We start from the raw sequence: 17434 nt of genomic DNA, 5'->3' as shown, positions 1-17434 counted from the left end.
ACCGATTTAAAAAATGGAACTCAGACAACTACGATATTTTCTTAAAGCAAAAGAATTACTCAACTTTACAGAAGCTGCAAATGCGTTAAACATTAGCCAGAGTACTTTATCGCAACAAATTAAACAGCTTGAGGATGAATTGCAAATTCCGTTATTTAATCGAATTGGCAAGAGAATTACTTTAACCGAAGCAGGAGAATTATTCTCTGGTTTTGCCTTGCAAAGTATTAGCAAAGCCAATGAAGGTTTTCAATTATTAAAAGACTTAAACAATATTAATACAGGAAAAATTGCCATTGGCGTTACTTATGCTTTACGCGATATTTTAACCCAAACGGTGATTGAATTCGCGGATCAGTATCCTGAAATCGAATTTGAAATTGTTTTTGGAACTTCTAAAGAACTGATCGAAAAACTCAATCATTTTGAATTGGATGTCATTCTTACTTTCGAAGAAATCATTACCGAAAATCATTTTAAATATCAGATTCTTTTTACTTCGCCCATGACACTGGTTACTGCAACGGAATCTAATTTAAAAAACAAAAAATCGATATCCTTAAAAGAAATTAGCAAACTGCCTCTTGCTCTTCCTGCAAAAGGATATAGTACGACTTTATTCATTAGCGAAGCGTTTCATAAAAATAATCTGCATCCAAAAGTTGCTATCGAAATCAATGATATTCCCACACTTTTAGAACTGGTAAAAAGCGGCAATTGGTACACAATTCTAACCCAAACCACTATTAAAAACGAAAAAGGAATTTCGTGCATCCCGATAGAAGGAAAAAACATGACACGAACGGCTATGATTATTTCACTAAAAGAAGTGTATGAAAAAAAAGCGGTAAAGGTATTTTTAGATATTTTGAAGTCGCTGGTTTAATTTTTAGCATAAAAAAAACGCCTCAATTACTGAGGCGTTTTCTATTTATTCATGTTTATTTAGTGGTGATTATCATGTCCGTGATCCTTACCTTTTGAATTTCCTTTAGATTTACCTGGGTGATCGTTTCCGGAATTTCCGTTTTTTTCTTTGTACTTGTTATTTTGTTTGTAAGCCTTATCCGGTTTATTGCCTCTGTTTTTCTGAGGTTTTCCGTGATATCCTTTTGGATATTCTGCTCTGTGTTTTTTATGATACGTATAAGGAGCATCTCCTCTGTAATCATTTAAAACTACTTTATATCCTCCGTAAAGATCGTATTGTCTGTAGCTTGAAGGCAATCTGCTTTGTCTTACCCATCTTCCGTTATTGTCATAAATAAACTGTTTTTGGGTAACATCATAATAGGTATCGATATCCGGTAAATAGTAATATCTACTATCGTCATAACCTTGCGGACCCCAACTTGGAGGTGTACCAATATTTACATTGACCGAAACTTGGGCGTGGGCAAAAACACTCATCAGGAGCATTAGTGCAATTACTATTTTTTTCATTTTCGTGGTATTTAGTATTAATGTATTTAATACTAAGCTAAAGTAGTGCCATTTATTTGCTTTTACCCTCTCCAGTATACAAAAACACCAAACCAATCGACGAATAGTACCTCACAACCGACAAAAGTGATGGAACAAAAAAAACGCCTCAAAATTTTGAGACGTTTTTCATTTAGTCATGTTTTTAATTTGTGGCGATCATCGCAAAAATGATTTATTGGATAAATCTATTTCCATCCGCCGCCTAAAGCACGGTATAAGTCAACTACAGCTTGTAATTTCTGTAAATTGTCGTTTACACCACTCAGTTGAGCTGCTAAAAGGTTTTGTTCTGAGGTTAATACATCTGTATAATTAGTGGCAGAACTATATTCTAAAAGTTGTTGTGTAAAATCAACCGCTTTCTCTAATGCTTCAATTTGTTTTTCTCTTGAATCTTCTTTGGCTACAGCCATTTCATAAGCATAAAGAGCGTTCGAAACTTCCTGACCTGCTACCAAAAGACTTTGCTGGAAAGTATTAAAAGCCTGAACTTGTCTTGATTGTGCATTTGTTAATCTTTCTCTGTTAAGTCCCTGATTGAAAATTGGCTGAGTTAATCCTCCAATTATAGAATAAAAGATAGACTGATCAAAGAAATTCTTCAATTGTAATGTAGACAAACCTCCACTTGCTGTAAGCGTTAAACTTGGATAAAAATAAGTTCTTGCTAAATTCGTAGTCTCAAAAGCAGTTCTGAAATTAAATTCAGCCTGACGAACATCAGGGCGATTTTCTAGCAACTGAGCCGGTAAACCAATGGCAATTTTTTCAGGAATTACCTGATCACCTAAAACACCTCTTTCGATTGGTCCTGACGCTTGTCCTAATAAAATATTAAGTGCATTTTCAGTCTCACGAATGCTTCTTTTTAAATCCGGAATCAAAACTTCGGCTGCATGTTGATTGGCTTCACTTTGCACAACAGATGCACCCGTAACAATTGCTCCTTCTTTTAACGCTTTTATTACTTCTACGTTTTTGATACGGCTTTCTAAGGTCGCTTTTGTAATTTCTAATTGCTTATCATAAGCCAGCAATAAGAAATAATTATTAGCAATATCAGAAATCAATTGTGTTTGCACTGCTTGTTTTGCGGCATCTGTAGAAAGGTAAGTTGCTAAAGCTGCTCTTTTAGAACTGCTTAGTTTTCCCCAGATATCAGCTTCCCAAGACGTACTAAAACCCATTTTATAAGTTGTCGTTAACGTATTGATGTTAATTCCCGGAGGAAAATTCAATGCCGCCTTAGACTGCTTATTACGCGTTGCATTAGCATCAAAATCTAAAGTTGGATAATATCCTAATTTAGTCTGACGTAAAGTGGCACGTGACTGAACGATGTTTTCAATCGCATTTTTTAAGTTCAGATTCTGGTCTAATCCTTTTTGAATTAAAGCATTTAGTTTTTGATCTTTAAAAACAGTTTGCCAAGGCATATTAGCGATCGTAGTCGAATCAGTAGAAGTCTGATCTCTGTATAAATTATCTGTCGATAATGTTTTGGGACGTTCGTATTTTTTGGTAACGCAGGCACTAAAAAGAGTGACTGCAACTACCATAAGAATATATTTATTTGAACTATGAGTCATTTTTTCTTAATTAAAATTATTACTCTTTATGAGCTTCGATTTGTTGTACCTCTTCGTCATCATCTTCATCATCGTAACCATCTTTTGCCGGGCCACTCACTTTTTCCTGTAATGTCTGGAAAATAATAAACAATACCGGAATAACAAATACTCCTAAAATGGTACCAATTAACATTCCTCCTACTGCTCCTGTACCAATCGACTTGTTTCCTACAGCTCCTGCTCCTGAAGCAAACATTAAAGGAACAAGTCCTAAGATAAAGGCAAAAGAGGTCATTAAAATTGGTCTTAAACGCGCTACGGCTCCGTCAATTGCAGCTTGTACAATTGGCATTCCTTTACGCCTTCTGTCTAAGGCAAATTCTACAATCAAAATACCATTCTTGGCTAGTAATCCAATCAACATGATTAAGGAAATTTGCAGGTAAATGTTACTGTTTAATTTGAAAATAATCGAGAACAAATAAGCTCCTGCCAATCCAAACGGAATTGATAATAATACCGCAAACGGCAATATATAACTTTCATATTGTGCACTTAATAAGAAATAAACGAATACCAAACATAATATAAAGATGAAAATCGTTTCACTACCTGATGCCAACTCCTCACGTGTTAATCCTGAGAATTCGTATCCGTAACCTGCCGGCAATTCCTGCGCTGCAACTTCCTGAATAGCTTTAATCGCATCTCCTGAACTAAATCCAGGATTTGGGGCTCCCGTAATCGCAATAGAAGAGAAAAGGTTAAATCTTGAAATCGATTCCGGCCCGAAAACTCTGGTCATCTTTACAAACTCTGTAATTGGTGCCATTGTTCCTGAACTGTTTCTAACAAAGATTTTATTTAATCCTTCTGTATTGGTACGAAATTCCGGAGAAGCCTGAATCATAACACGGTATTGTTTACCGAATTTATTGAAATTCGAAGCGTATAATCCTCCATAATAACCTTGCATTGTTGACAAAATCGTATTGATAGAAACACCTGCATCTTTCGCTTTTGCCAGATTTACATCCATCATATATTGAGGGAACCCAGGATTAAAAGGAGTTGTTGCATATTGTATTTCAGGACGCTGCGATAATTTGGCTAAAAAGTCATTATTTACTTTAAAGAATTCTGCTGTTGTATGCCCTCCTTTATCCTGCAATTGGAATTCGAATCCACCACTTTGTCCAAAACCTTGTATCGTTGGCGGAGATATAAAGAAGATATTTGCTTCACGAATGCCGCTTGTTTTTGCAAAAAGCTGACCAATTACATCATTTACACTTAAATCACGTTTTTCCCATGTCTCAAGCTTTACAATAACCATACTGTACGCACTACCTGCTCCGGCAGTAAAGTTCTGACCAACGATACGTAATGTGTTTTTAACACCCGGAATCGTTCTGGCAATACTATCTACTTTTTTGGCAATTACATCAGAACGCTCCATAGAAGCTGATGGCGGTAAACTAATGTTGGCGAAAACAGTACCCTGATCTTCCGAAGGAACGAAAGCTGAAGGAGTAGTTTTCATCATATAAAATAACGCTGCTCCTGCAATCACAATCGATGCTAATACAATCCATTTTTTTACAGAAAGAAACTGAACTGATCTTTTGTACTTTCCTGTTACATTATCAAACGCAACGTTAAACGCCGTGTAAAATCTTTGTAAATACGTTTTATGTTTATGATCGTCAGCATGTGGTTTTAAAAGCAGTGCACACAATGCAGGACTTAAAGTCAAGGCATTAATTGCCGAAAGGATAATTGCAACGGCTAATGTAATACCAAATTGCTTGTAGAAAACCCCAGTTGATCCTGTAATAAATGTAACCGGAATAAATACAGCCGCCATAACAAGAGTAATCGAAATAATCGCTCCTGAAATTTCATCCATGGCATCAATCGTCGCTTTTTTAGACGATTTATAACCATGATCAAGTTTGGCATGCACGGCCTCGACGACGACAATGGCATCATCGACCACAATACCAATGGCCAAGACCATTGCAAAAAGCGTTAATAAGTTAATCGTAAACCCAAATAAATTCAGGAAGAAAAACGTTCCTACAATCGCTACCGGAACTGCAATAGCCGGAATTAAAGTAGATCTAAAATCCTGAAGGAAAATAAATACTACGATAAAAACCAATATAAAAGCTTCTATTAAAGTATGAATTACTTTTTCGATAGAAGCATCCAAATTTTCATTGACATCAACAAGAATGGTATATTTTACTCCTTTTGGAAAAGTCTTTGCCGCTTCTTCAATCAGCTTTTTCGAATTGATAATTACATCACGGGCATTAGATCCCGGCGTCTGGCTAATTGCCATAGCTGTCGACTCAATACCATTTGTTTTGGTTGTAGAAGCATAACTTAATGATCCTAACTCTACTTTGGCAACATCTTTTAAGCGTAACATTTGTCCGTTTCCAACAGATTTAATTACGATATCACCAAATTCCTGAGCGCTTGTTAAACGCCCTTTGTATTTAATTACATATTGAAAAGCCTGATTTCCGTTTTCACCAAATTTACCTGGTGCAGCTTCGATATTTTGTTCTGCCAAAGCAGCCGAAATATCACTCGGAATCAGTTTGTATTGTTGCATGATATCCGGTCTCAGCCAAATTCTCATCGAGTAATCATTGGCACCAAAAACAGTTACATCTCCTACCCCAACTACACGCTGAATTTGAGGAACAAGGTTGATTTTAGCATAATTTTGAAGGAAAGTCTGACTATAAGCATTTCCATCACTGTACAAAGAGAAAATCAATAAGTTACTACTCTGACTCTTTGTTACTGTTACCCCAGCCTGAGTTACCTCTACAGGTAATAAACTGGTAGCTCTCGAAACCCTGTTCTGAACGTTTACCGCTGCTAAATCAGGATTTGTTCCTACTTTAAAGAAGATTTTTATCGATGCATTACCATCATTGGTTGCTGTAGAAGTCATGTATGTCATGTTTTCTACACCATTAATTTGCTCTTCAAGCGGAATTACGATACTTTTTAAAACCACATCAGCATTCGCACCGGTATAACTTGCCGAAACGTTTACTGTTGGCGGCGCAATATCAGGATATTGAGAAATAGGCAGCTCAACGAGGCCTAAAATACCTAAGATGACAATAATAACAGATATTACTGTCGAAAGTACAGGTCTTTGTATGAATATTTTAAACATTTTTTCTTATTTTAAGTCGGCATATACTGTTTCTGCACTTTCATTATGAGCTTTAATTTCGCTTCCGTCTTTCAACGAAGCCACTCCTTCTAATACAATTTGATCTCCTGCTTTTAAGCCTTCTGTTACTACATAATAGTTTCCAGCCGGAGTTTCAAGTTTAGTGATGGCAACATTTTTAGTTTTTCCATCTTTACCTACTGTTACAGCAAATATTTTATCCTGAAGTTCGAATGTAGCGCTCTGAGGAATTAAAATCACATCTTTAACTTCATTCGGGATTCTTACCGTTGTGCTGCTTCCGCTTCTGATGATTCCTTTTGGATTAGGGAAACGAGCTCTGATATTTACCGATCCGGTTTCTGTGTTGATTAATCCGTTTACCGTTTCAATACGTCCTTTTTCTTCATAAATTGAACCATCTGAAAGTATCAATGAAACTGCCGGCAATTGTTTGATTTTTTCTGCTAATGAAGCTCCAGAAGCACTTTTAGTAAAATTAAGCAAGGCTTTTTCGTTCATTGCAAAATAAGCAAAAACGTTACCTATGCTAGAAACAGTTGTAAGAGGTTCGGTCGTGTTAGAACTTACCAAACTTCCTAAACGAAACGGAATAGAACCAACCACTCCATTTACCGGACTTGTTACTGTAGTGTATCCCAAATTGGTTTTGGCATTTACTAAAGCAGCATTTGCCTGCGCTAATGATGCTACAGCAGACTCATATGTATATTGAGCCGATTCAAGGTCATATTTACTAATAATTCCTTTTTCTACAAGTGGTTTTACTTTGTTTACAGCCAGTTTTGCTGAACTTACATCTGCCTGAGCACTTTTTATGCTTGCTGCTGCTGTACGAACTTGTTGCTCATATTCAGGTGCATTAATTTTAAATAAAGGTTGTCCTGCTTTAACAACAGCACCTTCATCCACATAAATCTTATCAATATAGCCCTCAACTCTCGGTCGGATTTCTATATTTTGCTGTCCCTGAATACTGGCAGGAAAGTCTGTATTTAATGTAGCTGATTTTGTCTCTAAGACCAGCGTTTTATACTCTTTGACTTGAGGTGCACCTCCGGCCTGAGCCGATTTATCATTTTTATTACCACACGATGCGATAATAACAGCTGTTGCGAGAATGCTTAAAAAGGATTGCTTATTCATTGTGAAAAATGTGTAATTATCAATTTATATCGAAACAAAAGAACTAAAATATTACGTGCAAAAATCTTACAATAGACGAAGACCTACACACAATCGATAGATATCAGATAAGAACCGATAGAAGCTAATATGCCATAAATAAACCCTTTCAAAGAGACTCGTCGGCTCTAAAATGGTTTTTACGGGTTCTGATTCTATTTTGGACGATTGGTATTAAATCTTTTATAAATATAATGTAATATTGTCATAAAATCACTATTTATAATGTCACCAAATTTTTTTAAACCATACATATTCACCGGATTACACATTCTAGCTTGGTTATTACTAGGGTTTACGCTCTTGTTTTATATACCCTTAACCTGGAATATTGTTCTGCCTTCCATTTTCTGGTTGTGGCAATCTGTGGTATTATTTTTTATGATTGTTATTTTTTATTCTAATGCCCAAATCATTGTACCAAGAACCATTATCAGAGATAAAATAAGTCCTTTTTTATTATGGGCTCTTTTTATCATTTTTGCCATGCAGCTTATCGCTTATGTTTATAATTACAATACAGATTTGCACAATAAACTGGCGGCCATTTTAGGTTTTAAAAAATACCGTAACGACTATTTTGATAATTATGTTTTTACAATAACACTATTGGTTTTAGGAATTAGCACCAGTTGGGCGATGTTGCATCATTGGCAAAAAGCCGCACAACACAAACAAAAACTGGAGCAGGATAAAACAATGGCCGAACTGGCGATGCTAAAAGCGCAAATTAATCCGCATTTTTTCTTTAATTCCCTTAACAGCATTTATTCGCTAACTTATACCAATATCGAAGATTCTCGTGGCGCACTTCATACCCTAAGCCGTATGATGCGATATTTACTTTATAGTACTGAGGGCGAAAGAACTACTTTATTAAAAGAAGCTGACTTCATGAGAGATTTTATAGCTTTAATGAAACTTCGTGCCAATAGTAAGCTAACCATAACAACCGATATTCCGGAAAAAATACACGATTATCCAATTGTTCCTATGTTGTTATTACCTTTAGTAGAAAATGCTTTTAAACACGGCGTACATGCCACAGATAAAAGCGAAATACATATTAAACTAAGACAAAAAGAAAACAATCTTGAATTTGAAGTTGAGAATACTTTCTTCGAAAAAACATCAACAACAGATCATGGCGGGATTGGATTAACGAATACAAAACGCAGACTACACTTAATTTATCCTAACAATCATATTATGACATGTGGTGTTGATCAAAACGGTAAATACAAAGTAAACCTGCAAATAACTTTAGAGCAATGATGGTATTAAAATGTATAGCAGTAGATGATGAACCACTGGCATTAAGACTTGTGGAAACCTTTATAGAACAAACTCCTTTTTTAGAATTAACCTGCAGCTGTGATAATGCGGTTGAAGCAATGAGTTTGATACGCGAACAACAACCTGATATTGTTTTTCTGGATATCAATATGCCTAATTTAACGGGTATGGAGCTGGCCAGACTTTTGCAGGAACAACCGGGACCATTGCCTAAAATTGTTTTTACAACCGCTTATAATCATTATGCTATCGAGGGTTACAGGGTTAATGCTGTAGATTATCTTTTAAAACCTTTTAGTTATGAAGAGTTTTTAAGAGCTGCGAACAAGGTCTTACAACTATCAGAAGAAGCATCCAATCAATACCATTCTGTGACAGCTGATGATGAATTTATTTTCCTGAAAGTAGAATATCAATGGGTTAGAATTTCATTAAAAGACATTTTATACATCGAAAGTTTAAAAGATTATGTAAAAGTTCATCTTGAAGATGCTCAGAAATCAGTAATGTCTTTAATCTCTCTTAAAGCATTAGAAGAAAAATTGCCAACATCTAAGTTTATGCGAATCAATCGTTCTTTTATCGTTTCATTAGAAAAGATAAATGCCATTAGTAAAAATTCGATATTCATTAATAAAACCGAAATAACTGTTGGCGAACAGTATAAAGAAACGTTTAAAACCATTGTAGAAAAATGGTTGAAATAATTATAATATAAGATACCATGCAAAAAAGATCAAACAAATACTACCTGACTTTAAGCCTAAAAGAGTATGCAAACGGCGATACTGAACCCGCCAAAGAACTCGGAATACAATTCGACAATCACGACGAAATATTTAATATTATTGAAAAAATAAAAGACAAAAATATTTTTGAAGATCCTAACGAAGCCACACAATTTGCACTTGGACTGAAACTCTTTAGTGAAGTAAAACTAAAAAATCGTAAAAATCCACTTTTCGAAGAATTGAATGAAGTGTTTCCTATCTTCATGAAAAAACTAAAAAGTTTGTAAAACAGAATTGCAATCTTATTATTTCAATTTATATGATAAAAATATTTTTCAGGAGCTAATCCCGCTATTCGCTTCAATCTTTTGTGGCGAACAACGCCACAAAAGGATTTCCACTGCTATCGGGGCTAGGGCAATCATTTTCATAAGAATGTTTTCGTCCAGTTTGTCATCCCGAGGAACGAGGGAACTCTATAAGTAGCTCGACAAAGATTGGCGATCCTCTTTACGGAATTCCGTGTGTGATTTCTCATTCTTCGAAATGACAAAACACACGAAAAACTACAGAATAAAAAAAACGCCTCAATATCTGAGGCGTTTTTTATGCTTTATACTATTTTAAAATTAAGCTTTAGCTTTTCTTTTTACTGTACAACCAATTTCTTTAGTTTCAGTTATAGCAGGTTTTTGATTGCTTTTCAACGATGCAATTACATCTTCGGCATATTTTATTTTTTCTGTTTTATTTCCTTCCGGATCATTATCGATTGCTCCTACATATTCTACGATATTTCCTTTTGTTGTTTTAGAAACGATAAAAAGGTGTGGCGTATGTTTTGCCCCGTATTGATCTGTAACAACTTGTCCCTGATCGAATAAGTACGGAAAAGGATATTTTTTGTCTTTAGCCAACTGTTGCATTTTATCATAAGCATCAGCTTTAGAAGCTTCCGGATCATTTGGGTTTATCGCAATTACAGGATATCCTTGTGGTTTGAATTTTTTATCCAACTCAATTATTCTTTTTTCGTAAGCCACTGCATACGGACAAGTATTGCATGTAAAAACCACAATAAAACCTTTTGCTTTTGGATAACTCGCAAAAGAAACCTCTTTGCCATCAACATTTTTTAATTTAAAATCAGGTGCCGTTGCGCCTGCTTTAAGCGTTGCCGTTTGCGCCTGGGCAAATAAAATACTAAATACTAGTACTGTGAATGTAGTAATGAACTTTTGCATAATTTATAGTTTTTTATATTCAGTTAATAATTGTTCATAGGTAAATTCAGATTCGATAAATGTTTTTTTATCTCCTTTAATAAAAAGTGTTGCCGGAATACTGCCAGACCAGCTTTTGTCGATTCGGTCAATATATTCCTGTGGGCTGCTTTCATTCAGTAAAAACACTTCGCTTTTCATGTTTTTTCTTTTCACAAACGGAATTACTGCTGATTTTAGTTTTGATTTAAAATCAACACTTACTAATAACACCGCCAGTTTTTCGGATTTATATTCGGCGTTCAGTTTTTCAAAATGAGGTAATTCTTTAATGCAAGGTGCGCACCAGGTTGCCCAAAAGTTCACCACATACGTACTGTCTTTTCCGTTTTTAATTCTTTCGTTCAACTGATCGATATTCAACAACTTTACATTTTGACTGTAACCGCTCAAAGAAAAAGCGAATAAAACCAAAATAAAAAATTTAAAAGCAGGGATTTTCATACTCGTACGGGCTTAAAATTAAATTTGCCTTACAAATATAAATTAATGACCTTTTACTTTTTGTTAATAAAAGTTTAATAGCTAATAAATTTGAAATGAAGAAGTCAGGATATAAAATTCTTATTCTGCGTCTACTCTAAACTGATAATTAAAATCAGCAGTATACTCAGGCTTTTCTGCAGAAGGTTTCAATATAAACTCAAAAGTAGGTTCCATACTTTCAATCTTTTCAATTTCACCTGTAGCTGTTTCAATTTCGGTCACCTGATTGGTTAATCCTGCTAAAACAGTAACCGTATACCATCCGTTTGATAATTCAATTGTAGCTTGCTTGAATTTTTTCAAAGCCTCAACTTTAGCTTCGGTAAAATCTCTTAAATAAGGAATCGTATAAAGATAAATCCTGCCATTGTTTACTTTTAAGCAATATCCGTCACGCTTATGCTGAAGTAGATTTTCTGGTTTCATTAGCTCAGAAACATTTTCTGACAGATTGAAATAAATCGTATACGGATGATTTTCAATTCCAATCATTGGCACTATTACTCCTTGCTCTACCGCCCTGTCACCAGTTTCTTCGGTCGTAAATTCCGTAAGCAAATCATCAGGTAAATTGTGCTGCTTTTTATATTGCAATAAATAATGGGGATCACCTAAAATAAAATAATCCATTAAATCATTTAATACTTCATCAAATTTATAAATTGGCATTATTATTATTTTTAAAGATTATCTAACTATTACATTTGTGTTGTTCACAAAAACAAGCAATTCCATATTATCCATTTTAGTAAGGGATAAAACACCATTTTTATTCTCGTTTATTGCATTTATCCTAAAGCAATATTCATTTCCGTCTTTGTCCATTAAAGTTATAAATTCAACGTTATCACTTGAATTATTTTGACAGCTATTCGAAATGGTATATCGATACATGACTTTAAAAGTATCCTTGTCATAATTGTACACTTTTCCGTCCTGACTAAATACCCATCTTGTGTTTCGGTTTTTATCCATAAACCAGGTTCCGATAATTTTTTTTGATGTAGGATCTTCACTTTGATTCTGCCCAAAAACAGTTGGGATTTGTATTAATAACAGCAAAATTAGAAATAGTTTTTTCATACTCTTTATTGTTTAATAATGTGCTTTTAATAGATATTGAAAATTACTGAAATAAATTATTTTACCCCTCACAAAAAAACTCCAACTGTTTAAAAACCGGAATCAGGAATTTTCCTTTTTCAGATAAATTATATTCGATATGAAGCGGTTTCAGTTTGATGACATTTTTATCTAAAATACCAAAATCTTCGAGTTCGCGAAGTGCCACGGCGATAGATTGTTTATTAGCACCTTTAATGTCTCTTAAAAGTCCGTTGAAACGTAAAGGTCCCTGAACGGCCAGCAAAAAAATCTGCGGTTTCCATTTGCCGGACAGCAATTTCAGAAGTCCTTCTGCAGGACATTCATTTTCTTTTTCGGATTTATTTTCTGTAGTCATATTTTTTAGACTAATTGACTTATGATTAAAGATGATCGAACTTTGCAGTAAAATTATAAAAATTAAAAACCGAAGCGTACATTTAAAACAGTTATTTATGAAAAGACTGTCGCTACTATTAATGATGATTTACAGTTTTGGCTGTCAATCGCAAATAAGCTCAAATATGAACGAAAACAAAACAAATCCGTTATTGTGCGATCCCAAAACCGGAACATGCGAAATGCCGATTAATGAAAAACCGACTGAAAATGCTTCTATTGCCACAGAAAATAAACCTGTAAAAATAGTGTATTATACAGATCCTATTTGCTCTTCATGCTGGGGAATTGAGCCTCAACTGAGAAAACTAAAACTCGAATACGGCGATTATATTGAGATCGATTATCGAATGGGCGGCCTTCTGCCCGATTGGTCGTACAATAGTGGCGGAATAAGCAAACCTTCGGATGTAGCGCATCATTGGGACGAAGCCAGCTTACATTACGAAATGCCTATAGACGGAAATGTATGGATTGAGGATCCGCTTGATTCTTCTTATCCCTCCTGTATTGCCATGAAAGCGGCACAAATTCAGAGTAAAGAAAAAGCAGTAAAATTTATGAGAATTCTTCGTGAACATTTATATCTCGACAAAAAGAACATTGCAAAATGGGAAAATATTGCCAAAGCCGCGCAACTTGCAGGTCTTGACATCCAAACATTTAAAACGGATTATGATGGTAAAGCAAAAATCCTTTTTCAGGAAGATTTAAATTATGCGAAAAAACTTGGCGTACGTGGTTTTCCAACTTTGTTTTTTGCTGATGGAGATAACAATCAGTTAACCGTTTATGGTTCTAAACCTTATGCTTCTTACGAAAATGCTTTGCTAGCTTTATATCCTGACGCCAAAAAGAAGCAATTTATAGCTGAGAATGCTTTATCTCTTTTTGAAGTTTATCCAACTCTTGCTCCAAAAGAATATGCCGTAATTTTAGATATATCGTATTCTGAAGCTTCTTTGATATTAGAAACATTATTCGAAAAAGGAGAATTAAATAAAAAATCGATCAAAAACGGTTCGCTTTATAGCAGGAAATAAACAAAAACAAAAAGTCGTAAAGAAACTCCTCTTTACGACTTTTTATATCACTTAAAACTTTTGCATTTCTCTCAATAAATCACTTCGCAATAAGCGAATCATCAGGATCGCACGGAAAATAAATCGTGATTTCTGTTCCTTCATTCAGTTTACCAACTGCACGGATATTTCCGTTGCAGGTTTGCATAATTTTTTTGCATAATGCCAGACCAACTCCAGAGCCATCGTATTTTTCGAGCGTGTGTAATCTGGTAAATATTTTAAAAATCGATTCGGCGTATTGCTGTTCAAAACCAATTCCGTTGTCAGTAAAAGTTACCCAATGACAATACACTTTATTCGAATATTCGTTTATTTCAGGTTCTTGCGAAGCTGTTACTTTAATTACAGGAAGTCGGTTTATCGATGCGTATTTTAATGAATTTTGCATGATATTAGAAAACAGCTGCTTCATCAAAAACGGAACAGCATGAATTTCAGGAAGATTTTCGCACTCAACAATTGCTTTATTTTCCAGAATTATCTCTTTCATATCCTGCAATGTTTCCTCCATAATATAATTAAGGCTGACTTTCTGAAAGGATTCCTTTGTATTTTTTATTCGGGTATATTTAAGAATGTCAATTAACAAATTTTGCATTCTGTTTGCCGATTTTGTAATTCGCTGTAACGAATCTAAAACCGCTATCGAAGGCGTTTCTGATGTATCTGATAATACTTTCGACGCTATAAGCTGAATCTTTCGCAAGGGCTCCTGCAAATCATGCGTACTAATCCAATTGATGTTTTCAAGTTCCAGATTGGTTTCCCTTAACACATCACTTAAATTTCGGTATTTTTCTTCCTCATCGCTCAACATCAGTAATATAATCTGATTGTGCAGGAAATGCGCATAACTTAACGCCGCATTTAGTTCCGGCTGTAGCCAAACCTCACTTTGATGTTTTATAATTTGTTTCCATAAATTAAATGAATTTCTTGGATGCAGTCCATTACTGTCAATAATTATGGCTTTTTCAGGATCTCCCGCCCAATTAATAACGCCAACTGTTTCTGGTCTGTACCAAATGATATTGTTGCCATTTCCTAAGGAGAAATAAATAATGCCCGAAACATGCTCATAACTCACTAAATCAGGCACGTGATTATTTAGTTTATTGGTACTGAATGTTTTTCCGTACTCACTTACATTAATGCTCGAAATAATCTTATTGATGTCCTCATCAGGTGGAGTGATTCCGTTTTTATATGTTTTTTCTCCAATACAAATCGAAACTCCCGTAGCATTACAGAGTTTTAATAATTCAGGATTGGCACAAATAATTTCAAAAGAATGTTGTTCCAACGGAAGGTTCAAAGCCGTCAAACGCTCAAGTGCAACAGTGGTTTTTCGTGCAATTTCATACTCATCATCTGATTGTCGTAAATCGATCTGAGAGGTAATAAACTGTCCCTGAAGTTTGGCTGCCAATCGAATTTCCGGTGAAATATTTTTAGGCGAATAATGATGACAGGCAATAAGTCCCCATAATCTGTCGTGGTGAATAAGCGAAATAGTTAATGTCGCGCCAACTCCCATGTTTTTAAGATATTCAACATGAATGGGCGATGTACTTCTAAGTGTTGAAAGACTCAGATCCAGATTTTTATTTTCCTGATCGTCTATTGTAAAAATAGGAACCGGCTCATAACCAATATCAACAATAAGTCGCAAAAGATTTTTCATGTACAGTTCTCTTGCCTGAACCGGAATATCTGTATGCGGATAATGAAGCCCCAGAAATGGTTCTAAATCCTCCCTGCAGCTTTCGGCAAAAACTTCACCATTATAATTTTCATCAAAACGATAAATCATCACACGATCATAACCCGTTATTTCACGCGTTCCTTCTGCAACAAGCGCGCACAACTCCTTTAGCGACCGGGTATTATTCATATTCGACACAAACTGAATCGTTTGTGCATAAAGATCAGCCATTTGCTCCCTGCCTTGCAATTGTGGCTCAGCTTCGAGTACATAAACAGATCCTGATTTATGTATTGCAATTTGAAATGAAATTCCTTTTAATTGTAATTCAAGTGGAAAAACAGATTGTTCTTTTTGATTGTGTACATAATCATACAACTCTTTTTGCGCCGGAGCTCCAAAAATTTCACTGAATTTACGACCTAATATATCATTACAAACCAGATCAAGAAATGTATCAATATTTGCGGTACAAAATTCAATTTTCCAATCCAGATTAATTCCCAGCAAAAAACCATGAGGCTGAATGCTTCCCGGAATATGAATGGGTTCATGCTCGCAATTTGTTAGTGTTACTATATCGCGATTAACAATGTCCCTGATTTTCATTATTTTCTATTTGTCAAAAAATGATTATAAATACAGTCAAAAGCATAGACTGCACCTTCTATGATCTCATCTCCACATTCGTTTTCGGTCTCATAAGTCGTAAGTTCATTCAAAAAAGTTTTCCAATAACTTCCTGTTTTATTACCATATCCGGTAAAATACGAAACTCCTTTTTGCTGATCTAATCCCGGAATTGTCTCAATATTTTTTAAAATAAATCTTCCGCCAAGCGTAGAACCTTCTACAACATAAAGTATTCCCAATGCAAACGGCACACTTATATCCTGATTTTTAAAAACAGGAATACTATCATTTTCTGTGCTATTCAAAAAAGAAAGATCATCAGTAATTAATGTTGTTTTGGCTCTTTCTTCAAGATCAGAAATATGATTTTTAAGTAACGGAAAAACAATTTCCTGAGTACTTTTATGCACGTCGTACATTAAAGATAAATAGTGGCAATAGTCACTTATTTTCATGTTTGGAGAAAGTATCGAGGCTGAAACCGGAAGGCTTTCTAACTTTTTGTGAGCTGATGCAGTTTGATCTTTTAGTTTATCTAAAAAATCAACAGTTATAGAGGAATCCAAATTTTTAGTCATTGTAAAAGGGTAAATAAAAATTAGTTTTTTGGAACAATATTGTAACCAATAATCTTAAATGTGTAAAAAATACAATTTATGACATTATAACAAAAGTAGCCTTTTTATTAGTTAAAATTTTAGAGTTCCATTTAAAACTTTCTTTATTTGAATGTATAACGATAAAAAGTTGTTAAGTCTTAAATTTGAACTTCTTCCAGAATTAATTCAGCAACTGCATCAATTGCCTGATCTACAATATCTTTTGGGTTTCCGCCAAAGGTAAAGCGGCTCGCGATCTCTTTGTGTGGAAAAATGATATGAACAAAAATAGTCCCAACTGGTTTTCGTGATGTTTCGCTTCCTCCCGGCGTAGTTAGTCCGGTCAGCGCAACACAAATATCAGACAATACATAACGATGAAAATTTTGCGCCATAAGTTTCGTCACCATCGCAGATTCTGCAGTATGTTTTTGAATCGTTCCCTGCGGAATTAAAAGCAAATCTTCTTTCATCGAAGTATGATAACAAACCATTCCTCCTATCAGGATTTGTCCCGAATTGATTACGGTAGAAAATTCATAACTTAATTTTCCTGCCGAAGCACTTTCTACAAAACTAATTGTCCAATTCTTTTTTATTAAAGCCTGGCAACATGCAATTACTTTATCCGAAGCCATATTATTGT

At 34.8% G+C, this 17434-nt stretch carries 17 protein-coding genes; 5 read left to right on the top strand and 12 right to left on the bottom strand.

Annotated features, from left to right (window positions below; genetic code table 11):
* Nucleotides 1-13: 13 nt before the first annotated feature.
* Nucleotides 14-886 carry a LysR family transcriptional regulator gene (locus tag FLACOL7796_RS07310; protein ID WP_173970155.1) on the top strand — a complete coding sequence of 291 codons (873 nt, stop codon included), beginning with the start codon at nt 14-16 and terminating at the stop codon, nt 884-886.
* Between the two features lie 59 nt (nt 887-945).
* Here the strand turns inward: FLACOL7796_RS07310 and FLACOL7796_RS07305 are convergent, their stop codons facing one another.
* From FLACOL7796_RS07305 to FLACOL7796_RS07290, 4 genes are all read right to left on the bottom strand, one after another.
* On the bottom strand, nt 946-1443 hold the full coding sequence (locus FLACOL7796_RS07305) for a hypothetical protein (protein ID WP_173970154.1): 498 nt from the start codon (nt 1441-1443) through the stop codon (nt 946-948).
* 227 nt (nt 1444-1670) lie between these two features.
* Nucleotides 1671-3074, bottom strand: coding sequence for an efflux transporter outer membrane subunit (locus FLACOL7796_RS07300; protein ID WP_173970153.1), 1404 nt, complete (start codon nt 3072-3074; stop codon nt 1671-1673).
* Nucleotides 3075-3093: 19 nt separating this feature from the next.
* Nucleotides 3094-6261, bottom strand: coding sequence for an efflux RND transporter permease subunit (locus FLACOL7796_RS07295; RefSeq protein ID WP_173970152.1), 3168 nt, complete (start codon nt 6259-6261; stop codon nt 3094-3096).
* Between the two features lie 6 nt (nt 6262-6267).
* A complete protein-coding gene (locus tag FLACOL7796_RS07290; RefSeq protein ID WP_173970151.1) occupies nt 6268-7428 on the bottom strand; it encodes an efflux RND transporter periplasmic adaptor subunit in 1161 nt (386 codons plus the stop codon).
* Nucleotides 7429-7692: 264 nt separating this feature from the next.
* On the opposite strand from FLACOL7796_RS07290, the gene FLACOL7796_RS07285 reads away from it, so the two are divergent.
* The 3 genes from FLACOL7796_RS07285 to FLACOL7796_RS07275 are packed head-to-tail and all read left to right on the top strand — an operon-like array spanning nt 7693 to nt 9781.
* Complete coding sequence (locus FLACOL7796_RS07285) at nt 7693-8742, top strand: sensor histidine kinase (RefSeq protein WP_173970150.1); 1050 nt, start codon at nt 7693-7695, stop codon at nt 8740-8742.
* Nucleotides 8739-9470, top strand: a complete 732-nt coding sequence (locus FLACOL7796_RS07280; protein ID WP_173970149.1) for a LytR/AlgR family response regulator transcription factor — start codon at nt 8739-8741, stop codon at nt 9468-9470. The genes FLACOL7796_RS07285 and FLACOL7796_RS07280 overlap by 4 nt, the downstream gene beginning before the upstream one ends.
* A 17-nt stretch (nt 9471-9487) precedes the next feature.
* Nucleotides 9488-9781 carry a DUF3861 domain-containing protein gene (locus FLACOL7796_RS07275; RefSeq protein WP_173970148.1) on the top strand — a complete coding sequence of 98 codons (294 nt, stop codon included), beginning with the start codon at nt 9488-9490 and terminating at the stop codon, nt 9779-9781.
* Nucleotides 9782-10123: 342 nt separating this feature from the next.
* On the opposite strand, the gene FLACOL7796_RS07270 is transcribed toward FLACOL7796_RS07275, so the two are convergent.
* The 5 genes from FLACOL7796_RS07270 to FLACOL7796_RS07250 all read right to left on the bottom strand — a co-directional run bounded on the left by FLACOL7796_RS07270 (nt 10124) and on the right by FLACOL7796_RS07250 (nt 12725).
* The gene (locus FLACOL7796_RS07270) at nt 10124-10738 is read right to left on the bottom strand and encodes a thioredoxin family protein (RefSeq protein ID WP_173970147.1); all 615 of its coding nucleotides are present in this window, start codon (nt 10736-10738) and stop codon (nt 10124-10126) included.
* A 3-nt stretch (nt 10739-10741) separates the two neighbouring features.
* Nucleotides 10742-11221 carry a TlpA family protein disulfide reductase gene (locus tag FLACOL7796_RS07265; protein ID WP_173970146.1) on the bottom strand — a complete coding sequence of 160 codons (480 nt, stop codon included), beginning with the start codon at nt 11219-11221 and terminating at the stop codon, nt 10742-10744.
* Between the two features lie 120 nt (nt 11222-11341).
* Nucleotides 11342-11932, bottom strand: coding sequence for a hypothetical protein (locus tag FLACOL7796_RS07260; protein ID WP_173970145.1), 591 nt, complete (start codon nt 11930-11932; stop codon nt 11342-11344).
* Nucleotides 11933-11950: 18 nt separating this feature from the next.
* Nucleotides 11951-12346, bottom strand: coding sequence for a hypothetical protein (locus FLACOL7796_RS07255; protein WP_173970144.1), 396 nt, complete (start codon nt 12344-12346; stop codon nt 11951-11953).
* 61 nt (nt 12347-12407) lie between these two features.
* Nucleotides 12408-12725, bottom strand: a complete 318-nt coding sequence (locus FLACOL7796_RS07250) for a winged helix-turn-helix transcriptional regulator (protein WP_173970143.1) — start codon at nt 12723-12725, stop codon at nt 12408-12410.
* A 166-nt stretch (nt 12726-12891) separates the two neighbouring features.
* Between FLACOL7796_RS07250 and FLACOL7796_RS07245 the strand changes: the two genes are divergently transcribed.
* Nucleotides 12892-13809, top strand: a complete 918-nt coding sequence (locus FLACOL7796_RS07245; RefSeq protein WP_173970183.1) for a DsbA family protein — start codon at nt 12892-12894, stop codon at nt 13807-13809.
* A gap of 79 nt (nt 13810-13888) precedes the next feature.
* Here the strand turns inward: FLACOL7796_RS07245 and FLACOL7796_RS07240 are convergent, their stop codons facing one another.
* The 3 genes from FLACOL7796_RS07240 to FLACOL7796_RS07230 form a co-directional block, all read right to left on the bottom strand.
* Entirely contained in the window at nt 13889-16165 is a 2277-nt protein-coding gene (locus FLACOL7796_RS07240) for an ATP-binding protein (RefSeq protein ID WP_173970142.1), read from the bottom strand.
* The gene (locus tag FLACOL7796_RS07235; RefSeq protein ID WP_173970141.1) at nt 16165-16767 is read right to left on the bottom strand and encodes a biliverdin-producing heme oxygenase; all 603 of its coding nucleotides are present in this window, start codon (nt 16765-16767) and stop codon (nt 16165-16167) included. Before FLACOL7796_RS07235 ends, FLACOL7796_RS07240 begins: the two co-directional genes overlap by 1 nt.
* Before the next feature lie 179 nt (nt 16768-16946).
* A complete protein-coding gene (locus FLACOL7796_RS07230; RefSeq protein WP_173970140.1) occupies nt 16947-17426 on the bottom strand; it encodes a CinA family protein in 480 nt (159 codons plus the stop codon).
* Nucleotides 17427-17434: the final 8 nt, after the last annotated feature.

This window comes from Flavobacterium bizetiae (assembly GCF_902804475.1).
In the GTDB taxonomy this organism is placed as follows: domain Bacteria; phylum Bacteroidota; class Bacteroidia; order Flavobacteriales; family Flavobacteriaceae; genus Flavobacterium; species Flavobacterium bizetiae.
This window is presented reverse-complemented; position numbering and strand designations above follow the sequence as displayed.